At 56.1% G+C, this 17,621-nt stretch carries 15 protein-coding genes; 9 read left to right on the top strand and 6 right to left on the bottom strand.

What is annotated here, in order from left to right:
• Nucleotides 1–97: 97 nt before the first annotated feature.
• The 3 genes from ovoA to ravA form a co-directional block, all read right to left on the bottom strand.
• Nucleotides 98–2,224 carry a 5-histidylcysteine sulfoxide synthase gene (ovoA, locus tag KVT28_RS17780; RefSeq protein WP_217549497.1) on the bottom strand — a complete coding sequence of 709 codons (2,127 nt, stop codon included), beginning with the start codon at nucleotides 2,222–2,224 and terminating at the stop codon, nucleotides 98–100.
• A gap of 67 nt (nucleotides 2,225–2,291) precedes the next feature.
• A complete protein-coding gene (gene viaA / locus KVT28_RS17775; RefSeq protein WP_217549495.1) occupies nucleotides 2,292–3,752 on the bottom strand; it encodes an ATPase RavA stimulator ViaA in 1,461 nt (486 codons plus the stop codon).
• On the bottom strand, nucleotides 3,749–5,245 hold the full coding sequence (gene ravA / locus KVT28_RS17770; RefSeq protein WP_101763937.1) for an ATPase RavA: 1,497 nt from the start codon (nucleotides 5,243–5,245) through the stop codon (nucleotides 3,749–3,751). Before ravA ends, viaA begins: the two co-directional genes overlap by 4 nt.
• A 297-nt stretch (nucleotides 5,246–5,542) precedes the next feature.
• On the opposite strand from ravA, the gene kup reads away from it, so the two are divergent.
• Nucleotides 5,543–7,411, top strand: coding sequence for a low affinity potassium transporter Kup (gene kup, locus KVT28_RS17765; RefSeq protein ID WP_101763918.1), 1,869 nt, complete (start codon nucleotides 5,543–5,545; stop codon nucleotides 7,409–7,411).
• 11 nt (nucleotides 7,412–7,422) lie between these two features.
• Here the strand turns inward: kup and qseC are convergent, their stop codons facing one another.
• Entirely contained in the window at nucleotides 7,423–8,754 is a 1,332-nt protein-coding gene (gene qseC / locus KVT28_RS17760; RefSeq protein ID WP_101763919.1) for a quorum sensing histidine kinase QseC, read from the bottom strand.
• Nucleotides 8,751–9,413 carry a quorum sensing response regulator transcription factor QseB gene (gene qseB, locus KVT28_RS17755; protein WP_101763920.1) on the bottom strand — a complete coding sequence of 221 codons (663 nt, stop codon included), beginning with the start codon at nucleotides 9,411–9,413 and terminating at the stop codon, nucleotides 8,751–8,753. The genes qseC and qseB overlap by 4 nt, the downstream gene beginning before the upstream one ends.
• 180 nt (nucleotides 9,414–9,593) lie before the next feature.
• On the opposite strand from qseB, the gene KVT28_RS17750 reads away from it, so the two are divergent.
• The 7 genes from KVT28_RS17750 to rbsR all read left to right on the top strand — a co-directional run bounded on the left by KVT28_RS17750 (nucleotide 9,594) and on the right by rbsR (nucleotide 15,958).
• Nucleotides 9,594–9,989: a YgiW/YdeI family stress tolerance OB fold protein gene (locus tag KVT28_RS17750; protein ID WP_217549493.1), complete on the top strand. Its 396-nt coding sequence runs from the start codon at nucleotides 9,594–9,596 to the stop codon at nucleotides 9,987–9,989.
• Nucleotides 9,990–10,161: 172 nt separating this feature from the next.
• Complete coding sequence (rbsD, locus tag KVT28_RS17745) at nucleotides 10,162–10,581, top strand: D-ribose pyranase (RefSeq protein ID WP_137386811.1); 420 nt, start codon at nucleotides 10,162–10,164, stop codon at nucleotides 10,579–10,581.
• Nucleotides 10,582–10,588: 7 nt separating this feature from the next.
• On the top strand, nucleotides 10,589–12,097 hold the full coding sequence (gene rbsA, locus KVT28_RS17740; protein ID WP_101763923.1) for a ribose ABC transporter ATP-binding protein RbsA: 1,509 nt from the start codon (nucleotides 10,589–10,591) through the stop codon (nucleotides 12,095–12,097).
• Nucleotides 12,094–13,065: a ribose ABC transporter permease gene (rbsC, locus tag KVT28_RS17735; RefSeq protein ID WP_008106756.1), complete on the top strand. Its 972-nt coding sequence runs from the start codon at nucleotides 12,094–12,096 to the stop codon at nucleotides 13,063–13,065. Before rbsA ends, rbsC begins: the two co-directional genes overlap by 4 nt.
• Before the next feature lie 26 nt (nucleotides 13,066–13,091).
• Nucleotides 13,092–13,967 (top strand): ribose ABC transporter substrate-binding protein RbsB, encoded by an 876-nt coding sequence (gene rbsB, locus KVT28_RS17730; protein ID WP_008106759.1) that lies wholly within the window; start codon nucleotides 13,092–13,094, stop codon nucleotides 13,965–13,967.
• Between the two features lie 64 nt (nucleotides 13,968–14,031).
• A complete protein-coding gene (gene rbsK / locus KVT28_RS17725) occupies nucleotides 14,032–14,961 on the top strand; it encodes a ribokinase (RefSeq protein ID WP_192236788.1) in 930 nt (309 codons plus the stop codon).
• A 4-nt stretch (nucleotides 14,962–14,965) separates the two neighbouring features.
• Nucleotides 14,966–15,958, top strand: a complete 993-nt coding sequence (rbsR, locus tag KVT28_RS17720; RefSeq protein WP_368734931.1) for a ribose operon transcriptional repressor RbsR — start codon at nucleotides 14,966–14,968, stop codon at nucleotides 15,956–15,958.
• On the opposite strand, the gene mdtD is transcribed toward rbsR, so the two are convergent.
• Nucleotides 15,955–17,358, bottom strand: coding sequence for a multidrug transporter subunit MdtD (mdtD, locus tag KVT28_RS17715; RefSeq protein ID WP_217549492.1), 1,404 nt, complete (start codon nucleotides 17,356–17,358; stop codon nucleotides 15,955–15,957). The genes rbsR and mdtD overlap by 4 nt on opposite strands.
• Here mdtD and KVT28_RS17710 point away from each other — a divergent pair.
• Entirely contained in the window at nucleotides 17,297–17,509 is a 213-nt protein-coding gene (locus tag KVT28_RS17710) for a hypothetical protein (protein ID WP_217549666.1), read from the top strand. The genes mdtD and KVT28_RS17710 overlap by 62 nt on opposite strands.
• The last annotated feature ends 112 nt before the right edge of the window (nucleotides 17,510–17,621 follow it).

Below are 17,621 nucleotides of genomic sequence, written 5' to 3'. Positions count from 1 at the left end.
TCGTTGAGTTCTTCTTCTATGAATAGAGGAGAATGTGCAGCAAATTAGCGGTGCAGGCAAGGTGCAGACAACAGCCATGCCGTTGTCTGCCTGCTTTTTAGCGCTTACGCCAGAAGGTCACTTGCGCCTGCGTGTGCTGGAATTTGCGCGCCGTTTCGCGGATCACAAAGGGTACATCCTGCGGCGGTGCCACTTCGTCAAAGGCATCACGCAACAGACGCTGCAGCGCCTGATAGGTCGTCAGCGCTTCACCATTTTCGCGAACACCGCCCAGCCAGTTCTCTTTCGGCGTGAAATCTTCCAGCCAGGTATACGGCGATGACAGCACCAGCAAACCACCGGCGCGGATCATCGGCGTGACATCCTGCAGGAAACGTTTTGGCTGACGCAGACGATCGATCAGGTTAGAGGCCAGCACCAGATCGTAACGGTCCGGCTGCGGCTTCAGGTTACAGGCATCGCCCTGCACAAACTGAATACGCTGCGCTTGCTCAGCTTCCAGACCAAACTCTTTCAGCCGCACCTGACGATACTCCACCAGATCGCCCTCTTCGGGCACCACATAGCGGAAATCCTCACCGGAGGTCAGCTGCAGCGCAACATCAATAAAGCGCGCCGAGTAATCCATGCCCGTTACTGACTCGAAGTGTCGCGCCAATTCAAAGCTGGCCCGCCCGGTGGCACAGCCGATATCCAGCGCCTGACCAAGCGCAGTACAGTGCGGCAGCAGCTTTTCCACCAGCGCAGCTGCGTAGTTGGGTACGTTGTAGTAGCTCGGCCCGTACTGGAAATCGAGATACTGCGACACCATGCTGTCGGTTTCATAAGGATTGAGCGTCATGCTCTCTTCATGGGAAGAAACGACATAGCGGAAACCGGCGTGCTGGAAAAAGTGACGACGGAAAGCGTAGCGCGCAGATTTCAACGCTTCATTGCCGGTGGAAATCCAGCTGCCACCTTTGATTAGCGCATGTTTGCCATCAAAGGTGGGTGTGGAGAAATCGTCGTAGAGCGGATGCACCTTAAAGCCTTCGAAACCGTTGGTTGGCGTCGTGGTCCACTGCCAGACGTTGCCGACGATGTCGTAAAACTCACCTTGTGCGAAGCGATCGACCGGGCTGGAGGAAGCCCAATATGCCAGATTGATGTTGCCCGGCGCTTCAGTCCAGTCCGGCTGATCGCCGCCAACTTGCTCACGCAGCTGCGCCCATTCGGCTTCGCAGGGAAGCTGAACAGATTTACCGGTCTCTTCCGCCAGCCAGCGACAGAACGCGGCGGCTTCCAGTTGATTCACTTCCGCCGGCCAATCCCACGGCATCGCCACTTCTTCGGCCAGCACGCGCAGTTTTAGCTGATCGGGCAGCTTTTCGTCACCGACCCAAAATGTTGGCATCTGCGCACCGGAAAATTCACGCCAGCCCCAACCTTCGTCATCCCACCAGCGGCGATCGTTATAACCGTCCGCCGCAATAAAACGATAAAACTCAGCATTGCTGACCAGCATTTTGCTGGCCTTAAACGGCTTCAGTTCGGTTTGCTGGCTACCGTATTCGTTATCCCAGCCATAAGTGTCGTCGGTTTTGCCCTGCTGCACACGGCCGCCGGGCATCGCGATCAGAGAATTTTCCGGTACCGATTGACGATCGTGACGCGCCTGCGGGCAAACTGGCCAGTGCGGCTGCGGCTTAACCCATTCAATCGGCAACTGGCGCATCAGCACGCTGGAGGTTTCCAGATGAATACGTTCGTGTTCGATGCCCATCAAAACCATCCACGCCGGGCTGTCCCAGTCGATCGGCAGTTCCAGCGGCATGGTGCGAATAAACTCACTCACCAGGCTTTTCACTTTGCCACGATAGTCGCGCACTTCTGCGATGGTCGGCCAGTCGTAATGGCTGTCGTTGAGATCGTCCCAGCTCATCTCATCCACGCCGATCGCCATCATCGCCTCAATACGATCGTCAACGCGTTGATCGAGGTAGCGGCCCGCCATCAGCTTATTAATGTAGAAGGTTGCGGTGTGGCCAAAATAGAAGATCAGCGGATGGCGCAGCGAAATGGCTTTGTTAAACCAGGCGCGCTCGTCCGCCAGGCAATCAAACAGGCTTTCATACAGTTCCCAGGTTTGGGTGAAGTACGCCAGCAGCTCGGCCCGTTTTTGTTCGGAGTGTTGGCCGGAAAGTTTCAGCGTACGGGTCGGTGCGGGAAGTTGGGCGGTCGTCACAAGGTGCTCCAGTTTGCTAAATGCTCGAACTTATCAATATAGCAAATTAGCATTTCCGCCAGATGAATTAGCGCTGCCAGCGGCGCAGCAGACGGCTTTTCAGGCCGGTATCGAAGAGCCAGATGTGATCGAAGATGCGCAGAATGCCGGGTTTGCCATGCAGCGACATTGCTACCGCGTGGAAGCGCTGTTGATGTTGGCGCTGACGCTGCTTAATGGTGCTGACGATGTCGTCCGGCAAACGCTGGGCAATAAAATCCGAAACGATCACCGCATCCGCTTCCTGCCACGCGCTGCCTTCCATGCGTTTCACCACCGCCGCAAGGCAGGCAGCGAGATCGGTACCGCCGCGAAAACGCTGGCTGAGGAAACGGATCGCCTGCTCAATGCCGTTATCAGCGGTGAGTTCATAACCGATCACTTCATGAGCAAACAGCATGATGTAGCAGCGGCGCTTATCCGCCAGCGCCACTTTCAGCAGCGCCAGGCAAAAGGCTTTGGCGCAGCGTTCATTGAAACCGCCCATCGATCCGGACGTATCAACGCAGACGATAAACGGGCCGCGCGGTTGCTCTTCATGCTGCTGGTGGCTGACCGGACTCATGGTGATTTTTTCGTGCCACGCATCGCCCTGTAGACGATAAGTCAGCAAGCGTTTCTCGACTAAACGCCGATAAAACTCCAGCTCTAACTCGCTAATGCTCAATGCCGCTAGCTCAGGTGGCAACAGACGCAGCACATCATCGCTTTGATGAATGCCGCTGACTTCTTCCGGTACGTTATCCGGTTCGCGCACCAGCTGGTGAAACGCTTCCAGCGGCGCATCCTGCGACGGCACCGATTTGGCCTCGCGGCTGCGACCCAGCTGCTGCGCCAGCTTCATCAATTCCGGCTGCTGGGCGAGGAAATCGCCGTACTGCACGATCAGTTCATAATCGCCGTGCTGCAGTGGCGCTTTGCTTAAATCCCACAGGCGTCCGGCGGCAGCTTCATCGTCATCGGTCAGGATCGGCGCCAGCTGACCGCTGATCGCCATGCGCTGCTGCAGCTCGGCCATCAAGCGTTCGCGCTGCTCTTCCAGAAGGGTTTCATTCAGCGTCAGCGTTTGCAGCGTCAGGCTGAGGCGCCAGCGTTGCAGGAACAAGGTGTGTTGCGCGTTGCTGAGCTGGTCGCTTTCAGCATTCAGCAGCAGTTTGCTGGCTTCTTCGATGAACGGCGACGGCAGGCTTTTCAGCTGCGTCATAATGTTGGGTAACTGCTGGGTGAAATGTTGCGTGCTGAGTAGCTGCATCTGTTGAAACAGCTGAAATTCCTGCGCCAGCGCTTCTGGCACCGGCGTGACTTTGATCTGCTCGGCGATCTCCGATCGCCAGCGCGGCAGATCGCGCATCATGGCTTGTTTCAGGCGGGGAAATTTCTCAAAGAACAGCGCCAGTTGCGGCGAGGCGAGCAGCGCGATAATCAGCTCTTCGATTAACTCGGTTTCGCCAATCGACAACAGCGCACTCAGCGTCTCCAGTGAGATCATTTTCTCGCCTGTTTCAGCTGTTCCGCGACATCCTGCAGGCTGGTTTCGATGCGTGCCAGCCAGTCATCGCTAATGAACAGGCAGCGCTGATGCTGGCTGAACAGCGTGCGCTGCGCGCGCAGCTGGGTTTCCAGCGCGTCATATTCATCAGCGATCTCCTGCGGCATCTCGCTACTGCTGCTGGCGCCCGGCAGTGTCAGACGCGTGGATTGCAGGCTGACATCGCGCAGCGTCAAACAGTGATGAGTATCCACCAGCATATCCAGCGTCTGACCAAAGCCGATGCCGTTCAGCTTGCCACGGATTTCACCGCCCTTCAGCAGCCACTGATCCAGCGCTTCGCGGCCAATCAGAATGTGCGTCACCTGCATGTCGTGCAGCATCAACGGTTGTTGCAGCATTAGCGTCAGTTGATCATCGGTGATGGCGGCGGGTAATTCGTAGTGCGGTTTGCGGCTGAACATGCCGCTGTGTTTCTCCAGCGTTAGCGCTTGCGCCACGCTTTGCTGCTGTTGCAGCGCCAGCCGGCGGCTTTTGATCTGCTGCAGCTTATGTAGCAGCGCCTGTTGCTGCCACGCATGTTGCGACATTAGCGTATCGATTTCGCGATCCAGCATTTTCATCGACGCCACGTCATGCCACAGGCAATCTTTCAGCAGCACTAAGTCGATGGGCGCGATGGCCACGCGACCGCTGTAAAAGGCGCTAGCCTGCAACAGGTGAATGGCTTTCTTCCAGCGACGATCGGAAATGTACGGCGCGTCCGGCAGCGTTTCTAACTGCTGACGAAGCTGATAGATCAGTTCAAACACGTGATCCGGTAAACTGACCTGGCTGATGCCTTTCTGCCACTGCTCATACTCTTCGTCGCTGATGCGCAACGATTCCGCCACCGGATTGTCGTTTTCATCCTGCTGGTGGGTGAGCATGCTGCGGAAGTTCTGCTTCTCATGCACGTTATCCAGCCACAGGCGAATCAACATGCGGTCATACAGCGCTTCCAGGCCACTATCGGCTTCCGGCAATTCATTGGAAGCGGTAACCAGCAGGCGCATTGGGATTTTTTCTTCGCTGTCGCCATTGCGGAAGCGGCGTTCGTTGATGGCGGTCAACAAGGTATTAAGAATCGCCGGTCCGGCTTTCCAGATTTCGTCGAGGAAGACAATTTCGGCATCCGGCAGATAACCTTTGGTCAGACGCTGATAACGCCCTTCATCTTTCAATGCCTGAATCGACAGCGGGCCAAACACCTCTTCGGGGGTGGAAAAACGGGTCATCAGGTATTCAAATGCGCGGGCGTGCTGGAAGGCATATTTCAATCGGCGGGCAATCAGACTTTTGGCGATGCCCGGCGGCCCGAGCAGAAACACGCTTTCGCCACTTAAGGCAGCCAGCAAACAGAGGCGGATCGCATGATGGCGTTCATACAGCCCTTTTTCCAGAGCGTTGCTCAGGCGAGAAATTCTTTCTGCCAAAAGATGGGGTTGAGCCATAATCACATCATTATCCTTTTGATACTGGTGCCGTCATAGTCTGGCGAGCGCAATACTCTACTGATTATCATGCGCGATTGCGTTGATAGCCGTCAGCTTTTTTGTTTCAGAAGGTTGATGCGAGAAAACTCGCCGCTTCCAACGGTTTTTTGGCGCTATTTTCGGCGAAAAACCGCGTCACCGACGCGATGGTGACACTTTGTAAGAGTAGGTTTTTTTGGGAATATGTGCATACTGTGCGCTTTTTGATGGCTTGAGCGGAAGGCAAGCGCCTCCGGCTCCAACAAAAGACAACTTATGAGCTCGGATAAGAAACAGTCCCTTGGGGCAGTCACGCTGGCGGCAATTGGCGTGGTGTATGGCGATATCGGTACCAGCCCACTCTATACATTGCGTGAATGCCTCTCTGGTCAGTTTGGATTTGGCGTGGAGCGCGAAGCGGTTTTTGGCTTCCTGTCGCTGATTTTCTGGCTGCTGATTCTGGTGGTGTCGCTGAAGTACATCAGCTACGTGATGCGTGCAGATAACGCCGGTGAAGGCGGGATTTTAACGCTGATGTCGCTGGCCGGACGAAATACCGGCGCCAGAGCCACCGCGATACTGGTGATCATGGGCCTGATCGGCGGCAGCTTCTTCTACGGGGAAGTTGTGATCACGCCGGCGGTGTCGGTGCTATCGGCGATAGAAGGTCTGGAAATTGCCGCGCCGAGCCTCGATACCTACATCGTGCCGTTGGCGATTGCGGTGCTGACCTTGCTGTTTGTCATCCAGAAGCACGGCACCGGCATTGTCGGTAAGCTGTTCGCGCCGGTGATGCTGCTGTGGTTTATCATCCTCGCCGTATTGGGTGCGCGTAGCATCATTAATAATCCTGACGTGCTGCACGCCATGAATCCTTACTGGGCGCTGCACTTCTTTATTCAATACAAAAGTGTCTCTTTCTTCGCGCTGGGCGCGGTGGTGCTGGCGATTACCGGCGTGGAAGCGCTGTATGCCGATATGGGCCACTTCGGTAAATTTCCGATTCGTCTCGCCTGGTTTATCGTGGTGCTGCCTTCACTGGTGCTCAACTACTTTGGTCAGGGCGCGCTGCTGCTCAAACATCCTGAAGCGATCAAAAACCCGTTCTTCCTGCTTGCGCCGGATTGGATGCTGATCCCGATGTTGATTCTCGCCACCTTAGCCACAGTGATCGCCTCGCAAGCGGTGATTTCCGGCGTGTTCTCATTAACGCGTCAGGCAGTGCGTCTCGGCTATTTGCCGCCGATGCGCATTGTGCACACCTCAGAAGAGGAGTCCGGGCAGATCTATATTCCGGTGATTAACTGGCTGCTCTACTTCTCGGTGGTGATTGTGATTGTCGGCTTCGAGCACTCCAGCAATCTGGCGGCGGCTTATGGCATCGCGGTCACCGGCACCATGGTGCTGACCGCCATTCTCTGTTCTACCGTGGCGATTCAAAACTGGCACTGGAACCGCTATCTGGTGGTGCTGATTCTGATTGCCATGCTGATCATCGACGTGTCGCTGTTCTCCGCCAACCTGATCAAGGTGTTCTCCGGCGGTTGGCTGCCGCTGACGCTGGCGCTGATGATGTTCATCATCATGACTACCTGGAAAAGCGAGCGTTTCCGTCTGCTGCGTCGTATGCATGAGCACGGCAATTCACTGGAAGCGATGATTGCGTCGCTGGAGAAATCGCCGCCGGTACGCGTGCCGGGCACCGCGGTGTATATGTCGCGTGCGCTGAATGTGATTCCGTTTGCCATGCTGCATAACCTCAAGCACAACAAAGTGTTGCACGAGCGCGTAGTGCTGCTGACGCTGCGTACGGAAGATGCGCCTTACGTGCACAACGTCCGTCGTGTGACCATCGAACAGTTGTCGCCGACTTTCTGGCGCGTGGTGGCGAGTTACGGCTGGCGCGAAACGCCAAACGTCGAAGAGATTTTCCACCGCTGCGGTCTTGAAGGCCTGAACTGCCGCATGATGGAAACCTCCTTCTTTATGTCGCATGAATCGCTGATTATCGGCGATCGTCCGTGGTATCTGCGCCTGCGCGGCAAGCTGTTCCTCGCGCTGCAACGTAATGCACTGCGCGCGCCCGATCAGTTTGAAATCCCACCGAACCGCGTGATCGAGCTGGGAACCCAGGTCGAGATTTAACGCTGTGCGCGTCACCAACTTAAGGTGACGCGCAATCCTCCGCTGGCGCGCTGGCTGAACTGCAAGCGAACGCCGTGCAGCTGGGCAATATTTTTCACGATGGAAAGCCCTAATCCGCTGCCGGTTTGCGCCTGTCCCGGCGGTCGCCAGAAGCGTTCACCCAACCTTATCAACTGCTCATCGCTGACGCCTGGCCCGTTATCATCAACGGTAATGGCGCGGGCATTGAGCTGCACATCAACAGTGCTGCCCGACGGCGAATAGCGCAGCGCGTTATCCAGCAGATTGCGCACCATCAACCCCAGCAACAGCGGATGACCGTTCATCACCGGTTCGGCATGGCTGGTGAACTGCAAAGCGGTGTTTTGTTGTTCTGCCTGCGGGAAGTGCTCCGCCAGCAGGTTTTGCAGCAGCGGCGCCAGCGCCACTGGTTGAAACTCGCTGCGCAGATCGTCTGCTTCCACGCGTGACAGCGTTAAGAGCTGATCCACCAGACGCGTGGCACGCACGATGCCGCTATCCAGTTGCTGAATGGCGCGTTTGCGCATCGCCTCATCATCATCAGCCAACTGAATCACTTCACTCTGCACGCGCAGCGCCGCCAGCGGGCTGCGCAGTTCATGGGCGGCATCGGAGGTAAAACGACGTTCGCGCTGCACCAGATGCGCCATACGACTGAACAAACCGTTGAGCGCCACCACCAGCGGCTTCACCTCTTTAGGCAAGCGCGTGTCCGGCAATGGCGTGGCATCATCCGGCGCACGCTGATGCAGGGAAAGCGTGAGGCGTTTCAACGGGCGCAGCTCGAACCACACCAGCGCCAGCAGCAGCAGCAACATAAAGGGCATGGCAATCAGCCACGGCAGCAGGCTGCTGAGCGCCAGATCGCGCGTCATATCTTCGCGGTATTCCCATTCTTGCCCGACCACCACGCGATAGCGCTTATCCTCGGAGGTGAGCCACACCAGGCGCCAGCTATCTTTATCGCCGCGCAGTCGTCCATCAACAAAGCCATCGCGCTGATGATCGAATTGCAGGTCGCGACCGTTTTCGCCGTCGTTCAACAGTGGCTGGCCTGCCGCGCTGAAAATGGCAAATGCCAGCGCATCATCATCCTGATCGCCGCGGTGATGGCGCAGGATCGCTTTGGTTTTCGGCAACGTCACGTCCTGCAGCGAGGTGGGATCAAGCGCTATCAGCCGTTTGGCGAACAGCATCTGCTGAGTATCAAACAGCTCGTTTACCGTATCGCGGGTTTGATGCCAGGCGCTGAGGCCGGCCAAGCCGCCGCACACTATAATCAGCAGCACAAAGCCGATGGCGAGGCGCAGAAACAGACTCATTCCGCCGCTCCCAGCGTATAACCGACGCCGTGTACGGTACGAATAAACTGGCTGCCGAGTTTCTTGCGCAGATGATGAATGTGCACTTCCACCGCATTGCTGGAGACATCTTCATCCCAGCTGTAGAGCTTCTCCTCCAGCTGACTGCGCGTCAGCACGCGGCCAGGATTACGCAGAAACAGTTCCAGCAGCGCCAGTTCGCGGCTCTTCAGGCTGACGGCTTCGCCATCGCACAGCACGCTGTGGCTGCCGGGCGCCATTACCACGTTGCCGTGTTTAAGTTCCGGCTGCAGTTGCCCGTGACGGCGACGGATTAGCGCCTGCAAGCGTGCCGCCACTTCTGTTAACGCAAACGGCTTGCACAGGTAATCGTCGGCGCCGAGTTGCAATCCCTGGACGCGCTGATCGAGCGCATCGCGCGCGGTGAGAATCAGCACCGGCACATCGTGTCCTTGCTGGCGCCACTGACGCAGGATATCCAGACCATCGCGTTCGGGCAGCGACAGATCCAGCACCACCGCGTCCCAGGGCGCGGCGGTCAACGCCTGAAATCCGGCTTCGCCGGAGACAAACCAATCCACGCTGAAACCGAGTTTGGTCAACCCGACTTTCAAACCGTCGCCAATCAGCGTGTCATCTTCAATCAGTAAAATGCGCATCAACTCTCCTTCTGTTAAGCGGAGTTATACGAAGCACAATTGCTCTTGTACAGCGAAAATCCCGGCAAATAGACTATTTTTCATGAATGTTAGCCAGACGGATTCTCTTAAGATCCTGTTAAGAACCTTATGGTGAAATAGCTCCTGTAAACCGACACATTCATGGAAAAGAGGTGAATTATGAAAAAGTCTGCAGCTCTGTTAGCGATTGTCGCCCTGGCCGCCACGCCGGTTCTTGCCGCTCAGCAAGGTGGCTTTGTTGATCCCAATGCGCCATCCGCGCAGGTGAAGTCCGGCGGGTTCAAAACCGATAACACCAGCGTTGTCACGGTGAAACAGGCCGAAGAGATGAAAGACGATAGCTGGATTACCGTGCGCGGTACGCTTGAGAAGCAAATCGGTGATGAGGATTATCAGTTCCGTGATGCCACCGGCACCATGAAGGTTGAAATCGATCATAAACGCTGGAACGGTTTGACCATCACGCCGAAGGATCAGGTAGAACTGACCGGCGAACTGGATAAAGATTTCAACTCCATCGAACTGGACGTGAAACAGGTACGTAAACTGCCGTAATCCCATCTTCGGGGCCGCAGCAGCGGCTCCAAAATCCCACCAAACTCAAATTCTCTCTGGCACAAGCGAAACGTTTCGATGGCGATCACATTTCCGCGATGCCGCCATTGAGTTGCCGTGCGCATTTTATACACTCCCGATCAGCGAAACGTTTCGCTGTGGAGTGGAATAAATGAAAAAAGGTCGCTTGTTAAACGCTGAAGTCTCACATGTGATTGCTCGCCTGGGGCACACCGATACGCTGACGATTGCAGATGCAGGCTTGCCGATTCCGGCCGGTCCACAGCGCATCGATCTGGCGTTAACGCCGGGTACGCCCGAATTTCTACAGGTAGTTGACGTTGTCACGCAGGAGATGCAGGTCGAAAGCGCCCTGATAGCGGAGGAGATTAAGCAGCACAATCCGCAGCTCCACAGCGCACTGCTCGCCGTGCTCGAAGCCTTGCAACAGCACCAGGGGAATGTCATCACCATCCGTTACACCAGCCATGAACAATTCAAACAACATACGCAGCGTAGTCAGGCGGTCATTCGCAGCGGAGAGTGTTCTCCGTATGCGAATGTCATCCTGAGCGCCGGCGTGACCTTCTGAGGCCGCTATGCAACCGTTATTGCAACTCAAAGGAATTGAAAAGTCGTTTCCTGGCGTGAAGGCGTTGAATGGCGCATCGCTGGCCGTTTATCCGGGACGCGTGATGGCGCTGGTGGGTGAAAACGGCGCGGGCAAATCCACCATGATGAAAGTGCTGACCGGCATTTACAGCATGGATGCCGGTTCCCTGCAGTGGCTGGGTAAGGATGTGGCGTTCTCCGGTCCAAAGGCGTCGCAGGAAGCAGGCATTGGCATTATCCATCAGGAACTGAACCTGATTCCGCAGCTGACTGTTGCCGAGAATATCTTCCTTGGCCGCGAATGTGTTAACCGCTTTGGTCGCATCGAATGGAAAAAGATGTATGCCGAAGCGGATGCGCTATTAAAGCGCCTCAATCTGCGTTTCGACAGCCACAAGCTGGTGGGCGATTTGTCGATTGGCGATCAGCAGATGGTCGAGATCGCCAAAGTGCTCAGCTTCGAGTCGAAAGTCATCATTATGGATGAACCGACCGATGCGCTGACTGATACCGAAACGCTGTCGCTGTTCCGCGTCATCAATGAACTGAAAGCGCAGGGCTGCGGCATCGTTTATATCTCGCACCGCATGAAAGAGATCTTCGAGATTTGCGATGACGTCACTGTGTTCCGCGATGGGCAGTTTATTGCCGAACGCGCGGTGTGCGATCTCAGCGAAGAGAGCCTGATCGAGATGATGGTCGGCCGCAAGCTGGAAGATCAATATCCGCGTATCGATCAACAGCCGGGCGAGATCCGCTTAAAAGTCGAAAATCTCAGCGGTCCGGGCGTTGATAACGTCAGCTTTACGCTGCGCAAAGGGGAAATCCTTGGCGTGTCGGGTCTGATGGGCGCAGGACGTACTGAACTGATGAAAGTGCTGTACGGCGCGCTGCCGCGCAGCAAAGGCAAAGTGACGCTGAACGGCCGCGAGATCGTGACCCGCTCTCCGCAGGATGGCCTCGCCAGCGGCATTGTGTATATCTCGGAAGATCGCAAGCGCGATGGTCTGGTGCTCGGCATGTCGGTGAAAGAGAACATGTCGTTGACCGCGCTGCGCTATTTCAGCACTGGCGCGGGCAACCTGCGCCACAGCGACGAGCAGCTGGCGGTGGGCGATTTTATCCGCCTGTTCAACGTTAAAACCCCATCAATGGAGCAGCCGATTGGTCTGCTGTCTGGCGGTAATCAGCAAAAAGTGGCGATTGCGCGTGGCCTGATGACGCGCCCCGATGTGCTGATTCTTGATGAGCCGACACGCGGCGTCGATGTCGGGGCAAAAAAAGAAATTTATCAGTTAATTAACCAGTTTAAAGCCGAAGGGCTGAGCATCATTTTGGTGTCGTCGGAAATGCCGGAAGTGCTGGGCATGAGCGATCGCATCGTGGTGATGCATGAAGGCCATCTGAGTGGCGAATTTTCCCGTGAGCAAGCTACCCAGGAATCCCTGATGGCGGCGGCAGTCGGTAAGCAACACAGCGAGGAGTTAGTTGTATGAGCACCCAAACCTTACCCGCCAGCCGTCGTTGGTTTAGCAAAGCCTGGCTGCTGGAGCAGAAATCACTGATTGCATTGATCGTGCTGATCGCCGTGGTTGCCAGCCAGAGTCCGAACTTCTTCACGCTGGCTAACATGTTCAACATTCTGCAGCAGACGTCGGTCAACGCCATCATGGCGGTCGGCATGACGCTGGTGATTCTGACCTCGGGCATTGATCTATCGGTGGGATCGCTGCTGGCGCTGACCGGCGCGGTGGCGGCATCGATTGTCGGATTAGAGGTGAATGCGCTGGTGGCCGTTGCGGCTTCGCTGGCGCTGGGGGCGGCGATTGGCGGTATTACCGGCGTGATTGTGGCGCGCGGCAAGGTGCAGGCTTTCATCGCCACGCTGGTGATGATGTTGCTGCTGCGCGGCGTCACCATGGTTTACACCAACGGCAGCCCAATTAATACCGGTTTTAACGATAACGCCGATCTGTTCGGCTGGTTCGGTATCGGTCGCCCGTTGGGCATTCCAACGCCGGTGTGGCTGATGGTCGCGGTGTTCGGGCTGGCGTGGTACATGCTGCATCACACGCGCCTTGGTCGTTACATCTATGCGCTGGGTGGCAACGAAGCGGCCACGCGTTTGTCGGGCATCAACGTTAATCGCGTTAAAATCATCGTCTATTCGCTGTGCGGCCTGCTGGCGGCATTGGCGGGCACCATCGAAGTGGCGCGTCTCTCTTCCGCACAACCTACAGCGGGCACCGGTTATGAACTGGATGCGATTGCTGCCGTGGTGCTGGGCGGTACCAGCCTGGCGGGCGGTAAAGGTCGCATCATGGGCACGCTGATTGGTGCGTTGATCCTCGGTTTCCTGAATAACGGCCTGAATCTGATGGGCGTATCGTCTTACTACCAAATGATTGTTAAAGCCGTCGTCATTCTGCTAGCGGTGCTGGTGGATAACAAAAGCAGTAAATAACTCTGACCTTCACACAGGATTTAAAAATGAAAAAGTTAACTGCATTGGCCGTCATTCTTGGCGCCACCCTCAGTGCTGGCGCGATGGCTAAGGACACCATTGCTCTGGTGGTATCTACGCTGAATAATCCGTTCTTTGTGTCACTGAAAGATGGCGCACAGAAAGAAGCTGACCAACTGGGTTATAACCTCGTGGTGCTGGATTCGCAGAACAACCCGGCGAAAGAGCTGGCGAACGTGCAGGATCTGACGGTGCGCGGCACCAAGCTGCTGCTGATCAACCCAACTGATTCTGATGCGGTGGGTAACGCCGTGAAGATGGCGAACCAGGCAAATATTCCGGTGATCACGCTGGACCGCGTAGCAGCACAAGGCACCGTGGTGAGCCACGTGGCTTCTGACAACCGCTTCGGCGGCAAAATGGCCGGTGACTTCATCGCCAAAAAACTGGGCGATGGCGCGAAAATTATTGAACTGCAAGGCATTGCCGGTACCTCTGCGGCGCGTGAGCGCGGCGAAGGCTTCAAACAGGCAGCCGATGCCCACAAATTCAACATCCTGGCGAGCCAGCCTGCTGACTTCGACCGTACTAAAGGTCTGAACGTGATGCAGAACCTGCTGCAGGGACATCCGGATGTGCAGGCTGTCTTCGCTCAGAACGATGAAATGGCGCTGGGCGCGCTGCGTGCGCTGCAAACCGCGGGTAAAACCGACGTGCTGGTGGTGGGTTTTGACGGCACCGCTGACGGTGTGAAAGCCGTAGAATCGGGTAAACTGACCGCGACTGTGGCGCAGATGCCAGACAAGATTGGTGTGATTGGCGTGCAGACTGCCGATAAAGTATTGAAAGGCGAGAAGGTGCAGGCGGTTAATCCGGTTGACCTGAAGCTGGTGACCAAATAATAAGTAAAGAAAAGCAGGGCAACGCGCCACCGTCCTGGTGGCGCATCTTTCTGGATGAATCCCAATGACCACAAGCGCAAAACTGGCCGTTCTCGGCAGCATCAATGCCGATCACATCCTTAACCTCGCCCATTTTCCACGTCCGGGCGAAACGGTGATCGGGAAACAGTATCAAATTGCTTTTGGCGGCAAAGGGGCCAATCAGGCTGTGGCTGCGGGCCGTGCCGGTGCAGACATTGCTTTTATTGCCTGTGTAGGCGCTGATGATATTGGCGAGCGTATTCGTCAGCAGTTGCAGCAAGACCGCATTGATACCGCACCGGTTGAAACTGTCGCAGATGAATCGACCGGTGTAGCGATGATCTTCGTGAATGGCGAAGGCGAAAATAATATCGGCATCTATTCCGGTGCCAATGCCGCGCTGACGCCGGCTCGCGTTGCGCAGCATCAGCAGGTGATTGCCGATGCTGATGCGTTGCTGATGCAGCTGGAATCTCCGCTGGAAAGCGTTCTGGCCGCCGCGAAGATTGCTCGCGCGCAGCAGACGCAAGTGATCCTGAATCCCGCACCGGCCACGGCGCTCTCTGATGAGCTGCTCGCGCTTATCGACATCATCACGCCAAATGAAACCGAAGCTGAAATTCTCACCGGCATTGCGGTAAAGAGCGATGAAGATGCCGCGCGTGCTGCTGCGGCATTGCATGCGAAAGGTATTGCTACCGTGTTGATCACGCTAGGCCGTCGCGGTGTGTGGCTGAGTGAGCAAGGCAACGGCGTGCGCATTCCGGGCTTCAGCGTGCAGGCCATCGATACTATCGCAGCGGGCGATACCTTCAACGGGGCATTTATTACCGCACGTCTGGAAGGTGTGGCGATGCATGATGCTGTACGTTTCGCCCATGCCGCCGCTGCGATTGCAGTGACGCGTCCGGGCGCGCAGCCCTCAGTGCCGTGGCGCACTGAGATTGACGCCTTCCTGCAACAACAGGGCTAAGCGCTTGGCTACCATGAAAGATGTCGCCCGCCTGGCGGGCGTCTCTACCTCCACCGTTTCACACGTCATCAATAACAATCGCTTTGTCAGCGAGCAGGTGCGTGAAAAGGTGGAACAGGCAATTCGTGAGCTGAACTATGCGCCGTCCGCGCTGGCACGCAGCCTGAAGATCAAACAAACCCGCACCATCGGCATGCTGCTGACCGCCAGCAGTAACCCATTCTATTCCGAAGTGGTGCGCGGCGTAGAAAACAGCTGCTACGAGCGCGGCTACAGCCTGATTCTGTGTAATACCGAAGGCGATGAAGAGCGTATGAATCGCAGCCTCGAAACGCTGATGCAAAAGCGCGTCGATGGTTTACTGATGATGTGCACCGAAACCCATCTGCCGTCGGCGGAGATCCTCAATCGTTATCCCTCGGTACCGATGGTGATGATGGACTGGGCGCCATTTGAAGGACGCGGCGACATTATTCAGGACAACGCGCTGCTCGGCGGCGAACTGGCAACCCAGCATCTGATTGATCGTGGCTACACGCGCATTGCCTGTATTGCCGGGCCGCAGGATAAAACCCCCGCGCGTTTGCGTCTTGAAGGTTTCCATAAAGCGATGGCCAACAGCGGATTATCGGTTCTGCCGGGTTTTGTGGTTGATGGTGATTTCGAGTTTCAGGGCGGCTTCAACGCCATGAATCAACTGCTGACGCTGGATACGCTGCCAGAAGCGATATTTACCAGCAACGATGCGATGGCGGTTGGCGTCTATCACGCCTTGTTCCAGGCCGGATTGCGCGTGCCGCAGGATATTGCGGTGATGGGCTATGACAACATTGAGCTGGCGCGTTACCTGACTCCGCCGCTTAGTACCATCCATCAGCCGAAAGATGAGTTAGGTGAACTGGCGATTGATACCTTGATTCATCGTATGGGCGATCCCGACGCCAGTCAGCAAACGCTGGTGCTGACGCCGGAGCTGGTGGAGCGCGGTTCGGTCTAAGTCGCTTTCTTCTTTTTCTCGCGGTTGGCGATCAGATTACGCCCATCGCTCGGACGTAACATCATAAAGGTAAAGGCAGACAACACCGTGACGACGCCCATCGTCAGGAAGGTGGCGTGGAATTGCGCGACGGTTGTGGCCTCGACATCCTGATAGAAACGCAGCACTACGGCACTCACCGCTACGCCAAAGCTGATCGACAGCTGCTGCGTTACCGCTAGCACACTGTTCCCGCCGCTGGCGTTCTCATCATTTAAATCTGCCAGCGTGATGGTGTTCATCGCGGTGAACTGCGTTGACATCGCCATCCCCAGAATCAACAGTGCCGCCAGCAACATCACCACGCTGCCACCCGGCGATTGCAGTGAGAAGGTGGCGATCAATATGCCAATAATAATGGTGATACCCACCAGCGTATGGCGATAACCAAAGCGGCGTAGCACTTGCGTCACCGTGGATTTCGCCAGCAGCGCGCCAATCGCCGTTGGACCCATCATACAACCGGCAATCAGTGCGGGATAACCAAAGCCCACCTGCAACATCAGCGGCATCAGGAACGGAATGCAGCCGGTTCCCAGGCGCGAAGCTATGTTGCCAATGATGCCGACCGAGAAGGTGCGGGTTTTAAATATTGGCAGATTAATCAGCGGTGCCGGATGGCGACGCGCGTGCACTATATAGAGAAGAAGTAATGCAATGCCGCCAAACAGTACCAACAACGCTTGCCACGGCAACACCACGCGCTCGCCAAACAACTCGATACCGACCGAGATCAGCACCAGACCCAAACCAAACAGCAGGAAGCCTGAAAAGTCGAAGCGGCGTTTTGGGGTAGTGAAGTCCGGCATATATTTGCGTGCGTAGAAGATGCCGGCGATACCGATGGGAATGTTGAGGAGGAATATCCAGTGCCAGCTGGCGTAGGTCACTAACAATCCGCCCAGCATTGGGCCCAGAATCGGACCCACTAAACCCGGCATGGTGACGAAGTTCAGCACGGGCAGCAGTTCACTGCGTGGATAAGCGCGTAACAACGCCAGGCGCGCGACGGGCATCATCATCGCCCCGCCAATCCCTTGTACCACGCGCGAGACCACCAGCATGCTCAGCGAGCCGGATAAGGCGCAGGCTAGCGAACCCAGCGTAAATAGCGATACCGCAAGAATGAAGATTTTGCGTGTGCCGTAGCGATCGGCTAACCAGCCACTCACCGGAATCAGCATCGCTACCGTTAGCGTGTAACTGATGATGGCGGATTGCATGGCAAGAGGGGAACGTTCAAGGCTGGTGGCGATAGCAGGGAGCGCAGTATTCAGGATGGTGGCATCAAGTGCTTGCATGAAAAACGCCATGGCGGCGATCCAGGGCAAGCCGGCCATGCTGCGCGCGGAGCGAATCATTGAAAGTCCTTCTCGAATAATTGTCAGCCTGCGACAAAGAAATTACGTTTGGTTAAAGAGAATAGCATTGGTGTCTAAGGTGATGACGCTGATTTATGCCGATGAAGCGGCGATTTTGACTGATTCTTCGCCGGGAAATGTCCGTTTTTAACGCGTTCGTTTAAAAAAGAGGCGCTCAGTCATTTTTTTGCAATTAACCCTTGTCAGCTCCGAATAACTCCCTATAATGCGCCACCACTGAGACGGCAAAGCGGCAACGCAGA

The organism is Pantoea sp. GbtcB22 (assembly GCF_019091025.1).
GTDB lineage: Bacteria > Pseudomonadota > Gammaproteobacteria > Enterobacterales > Enterobacteriaceae > Pantoea > Pantoea leporis.
The sequence above is the reverse complement of the archived record's forward strand: the minus strand, read 5'-3'. Positions and strand labels throughout refer to the sequence as shown.

Excerpts from the sequence above, each read along its gene's own strand:
- rbsA (WP_101763923.1), top strand. The coding sequence starts at position 10,589 with ATGCAACCGTTATTGCAACTCAAAGGAATTGAAAAGTCGTTTCCTGGC.
- rbsK (WP_192236788.1), top strand. The coding sequence starts at position 14,032 with ATGACCACAAGCGCAAAACTGGCCGTTCTCGGCAGCATCAATGCCGAT.
- qseB (WP_101763920.1), bottom strand. The coding sequence starts at position 9,413 with ATGCGCATTTTACTGATTGAAGATGACACGCTGATTGGCGACGGTTTG.
- KVT28_RS17710 (WP_217549666.1), top strand. The coding sequence starts at position 17,297 with ATGAAAAACGCCATGGCGGCGATCCAGGGCAAGCCGGCCATGCTGCGC.
- viaA (WP_217549495.1), bottom strand. The coding sequence starts at position 3,752 with ATGATCTCACTGGAGACGCTGAGTGCGCTGTTGTCGATTGGCGAAACC.
- qseC (WP_101763919.1), bottom strand. The coding sequence starts at position 8,754 with ATGAGTCTGTTTCTGCGCCTCGCCATCGGCTTTGTGCTGCTGATTATA.
- kup (WP_101763918.1), top strand. The coding sequence starts at position 5,543 with ATGAGCTCGGATAAGAAACAGTCCCTTGGGGCAGTCACGCTGGCGGCA.
- mdtD (WP_217549492.1), bottom strand. The coding sequence starts at position 17,358 with ATGATTCGCTCCGCGCGCAGCATGGCCGGCTTGCCCTGGATCGCCGCC.
- KVT28_RS17750 (WP_217549493.1), top strand. The coding sequence starts at position 9,594 with ATGAAAAAGTCTGCAGCTCTGTTAGCGATTGTCGCCCTGGCCGCCACG.
- rbsB (WP_008106759.1), top strand. The coding sequence starts at position 13,092 with ATGAAAAAGTTAACTGCATTGGCCGTCATTCTTGGCGCCACCCTCAGT.
- rbsC (WP_008106756.1), top strand. The coding sequence starts at position 12,094 with ATGAGCACCCAAACCTTACCCGCCAGCCGTCGTTGGTTTAGCAAAGCC.
- ravA (WP_101763937.1), bottom strand. The coding sequence starts at position 5,245 with ATGGCTCAACCCCATCTTTTGGCAGAAAGAATTTCTCGCCTGAGCAAC.
- rbsD (WP_137386811.1), top strand. The coding sequence starts at position 10,162 with ATGAAAAAAGGTCGCTTGTTAAACGCTGAAGTCTCACATGTGATTGCT.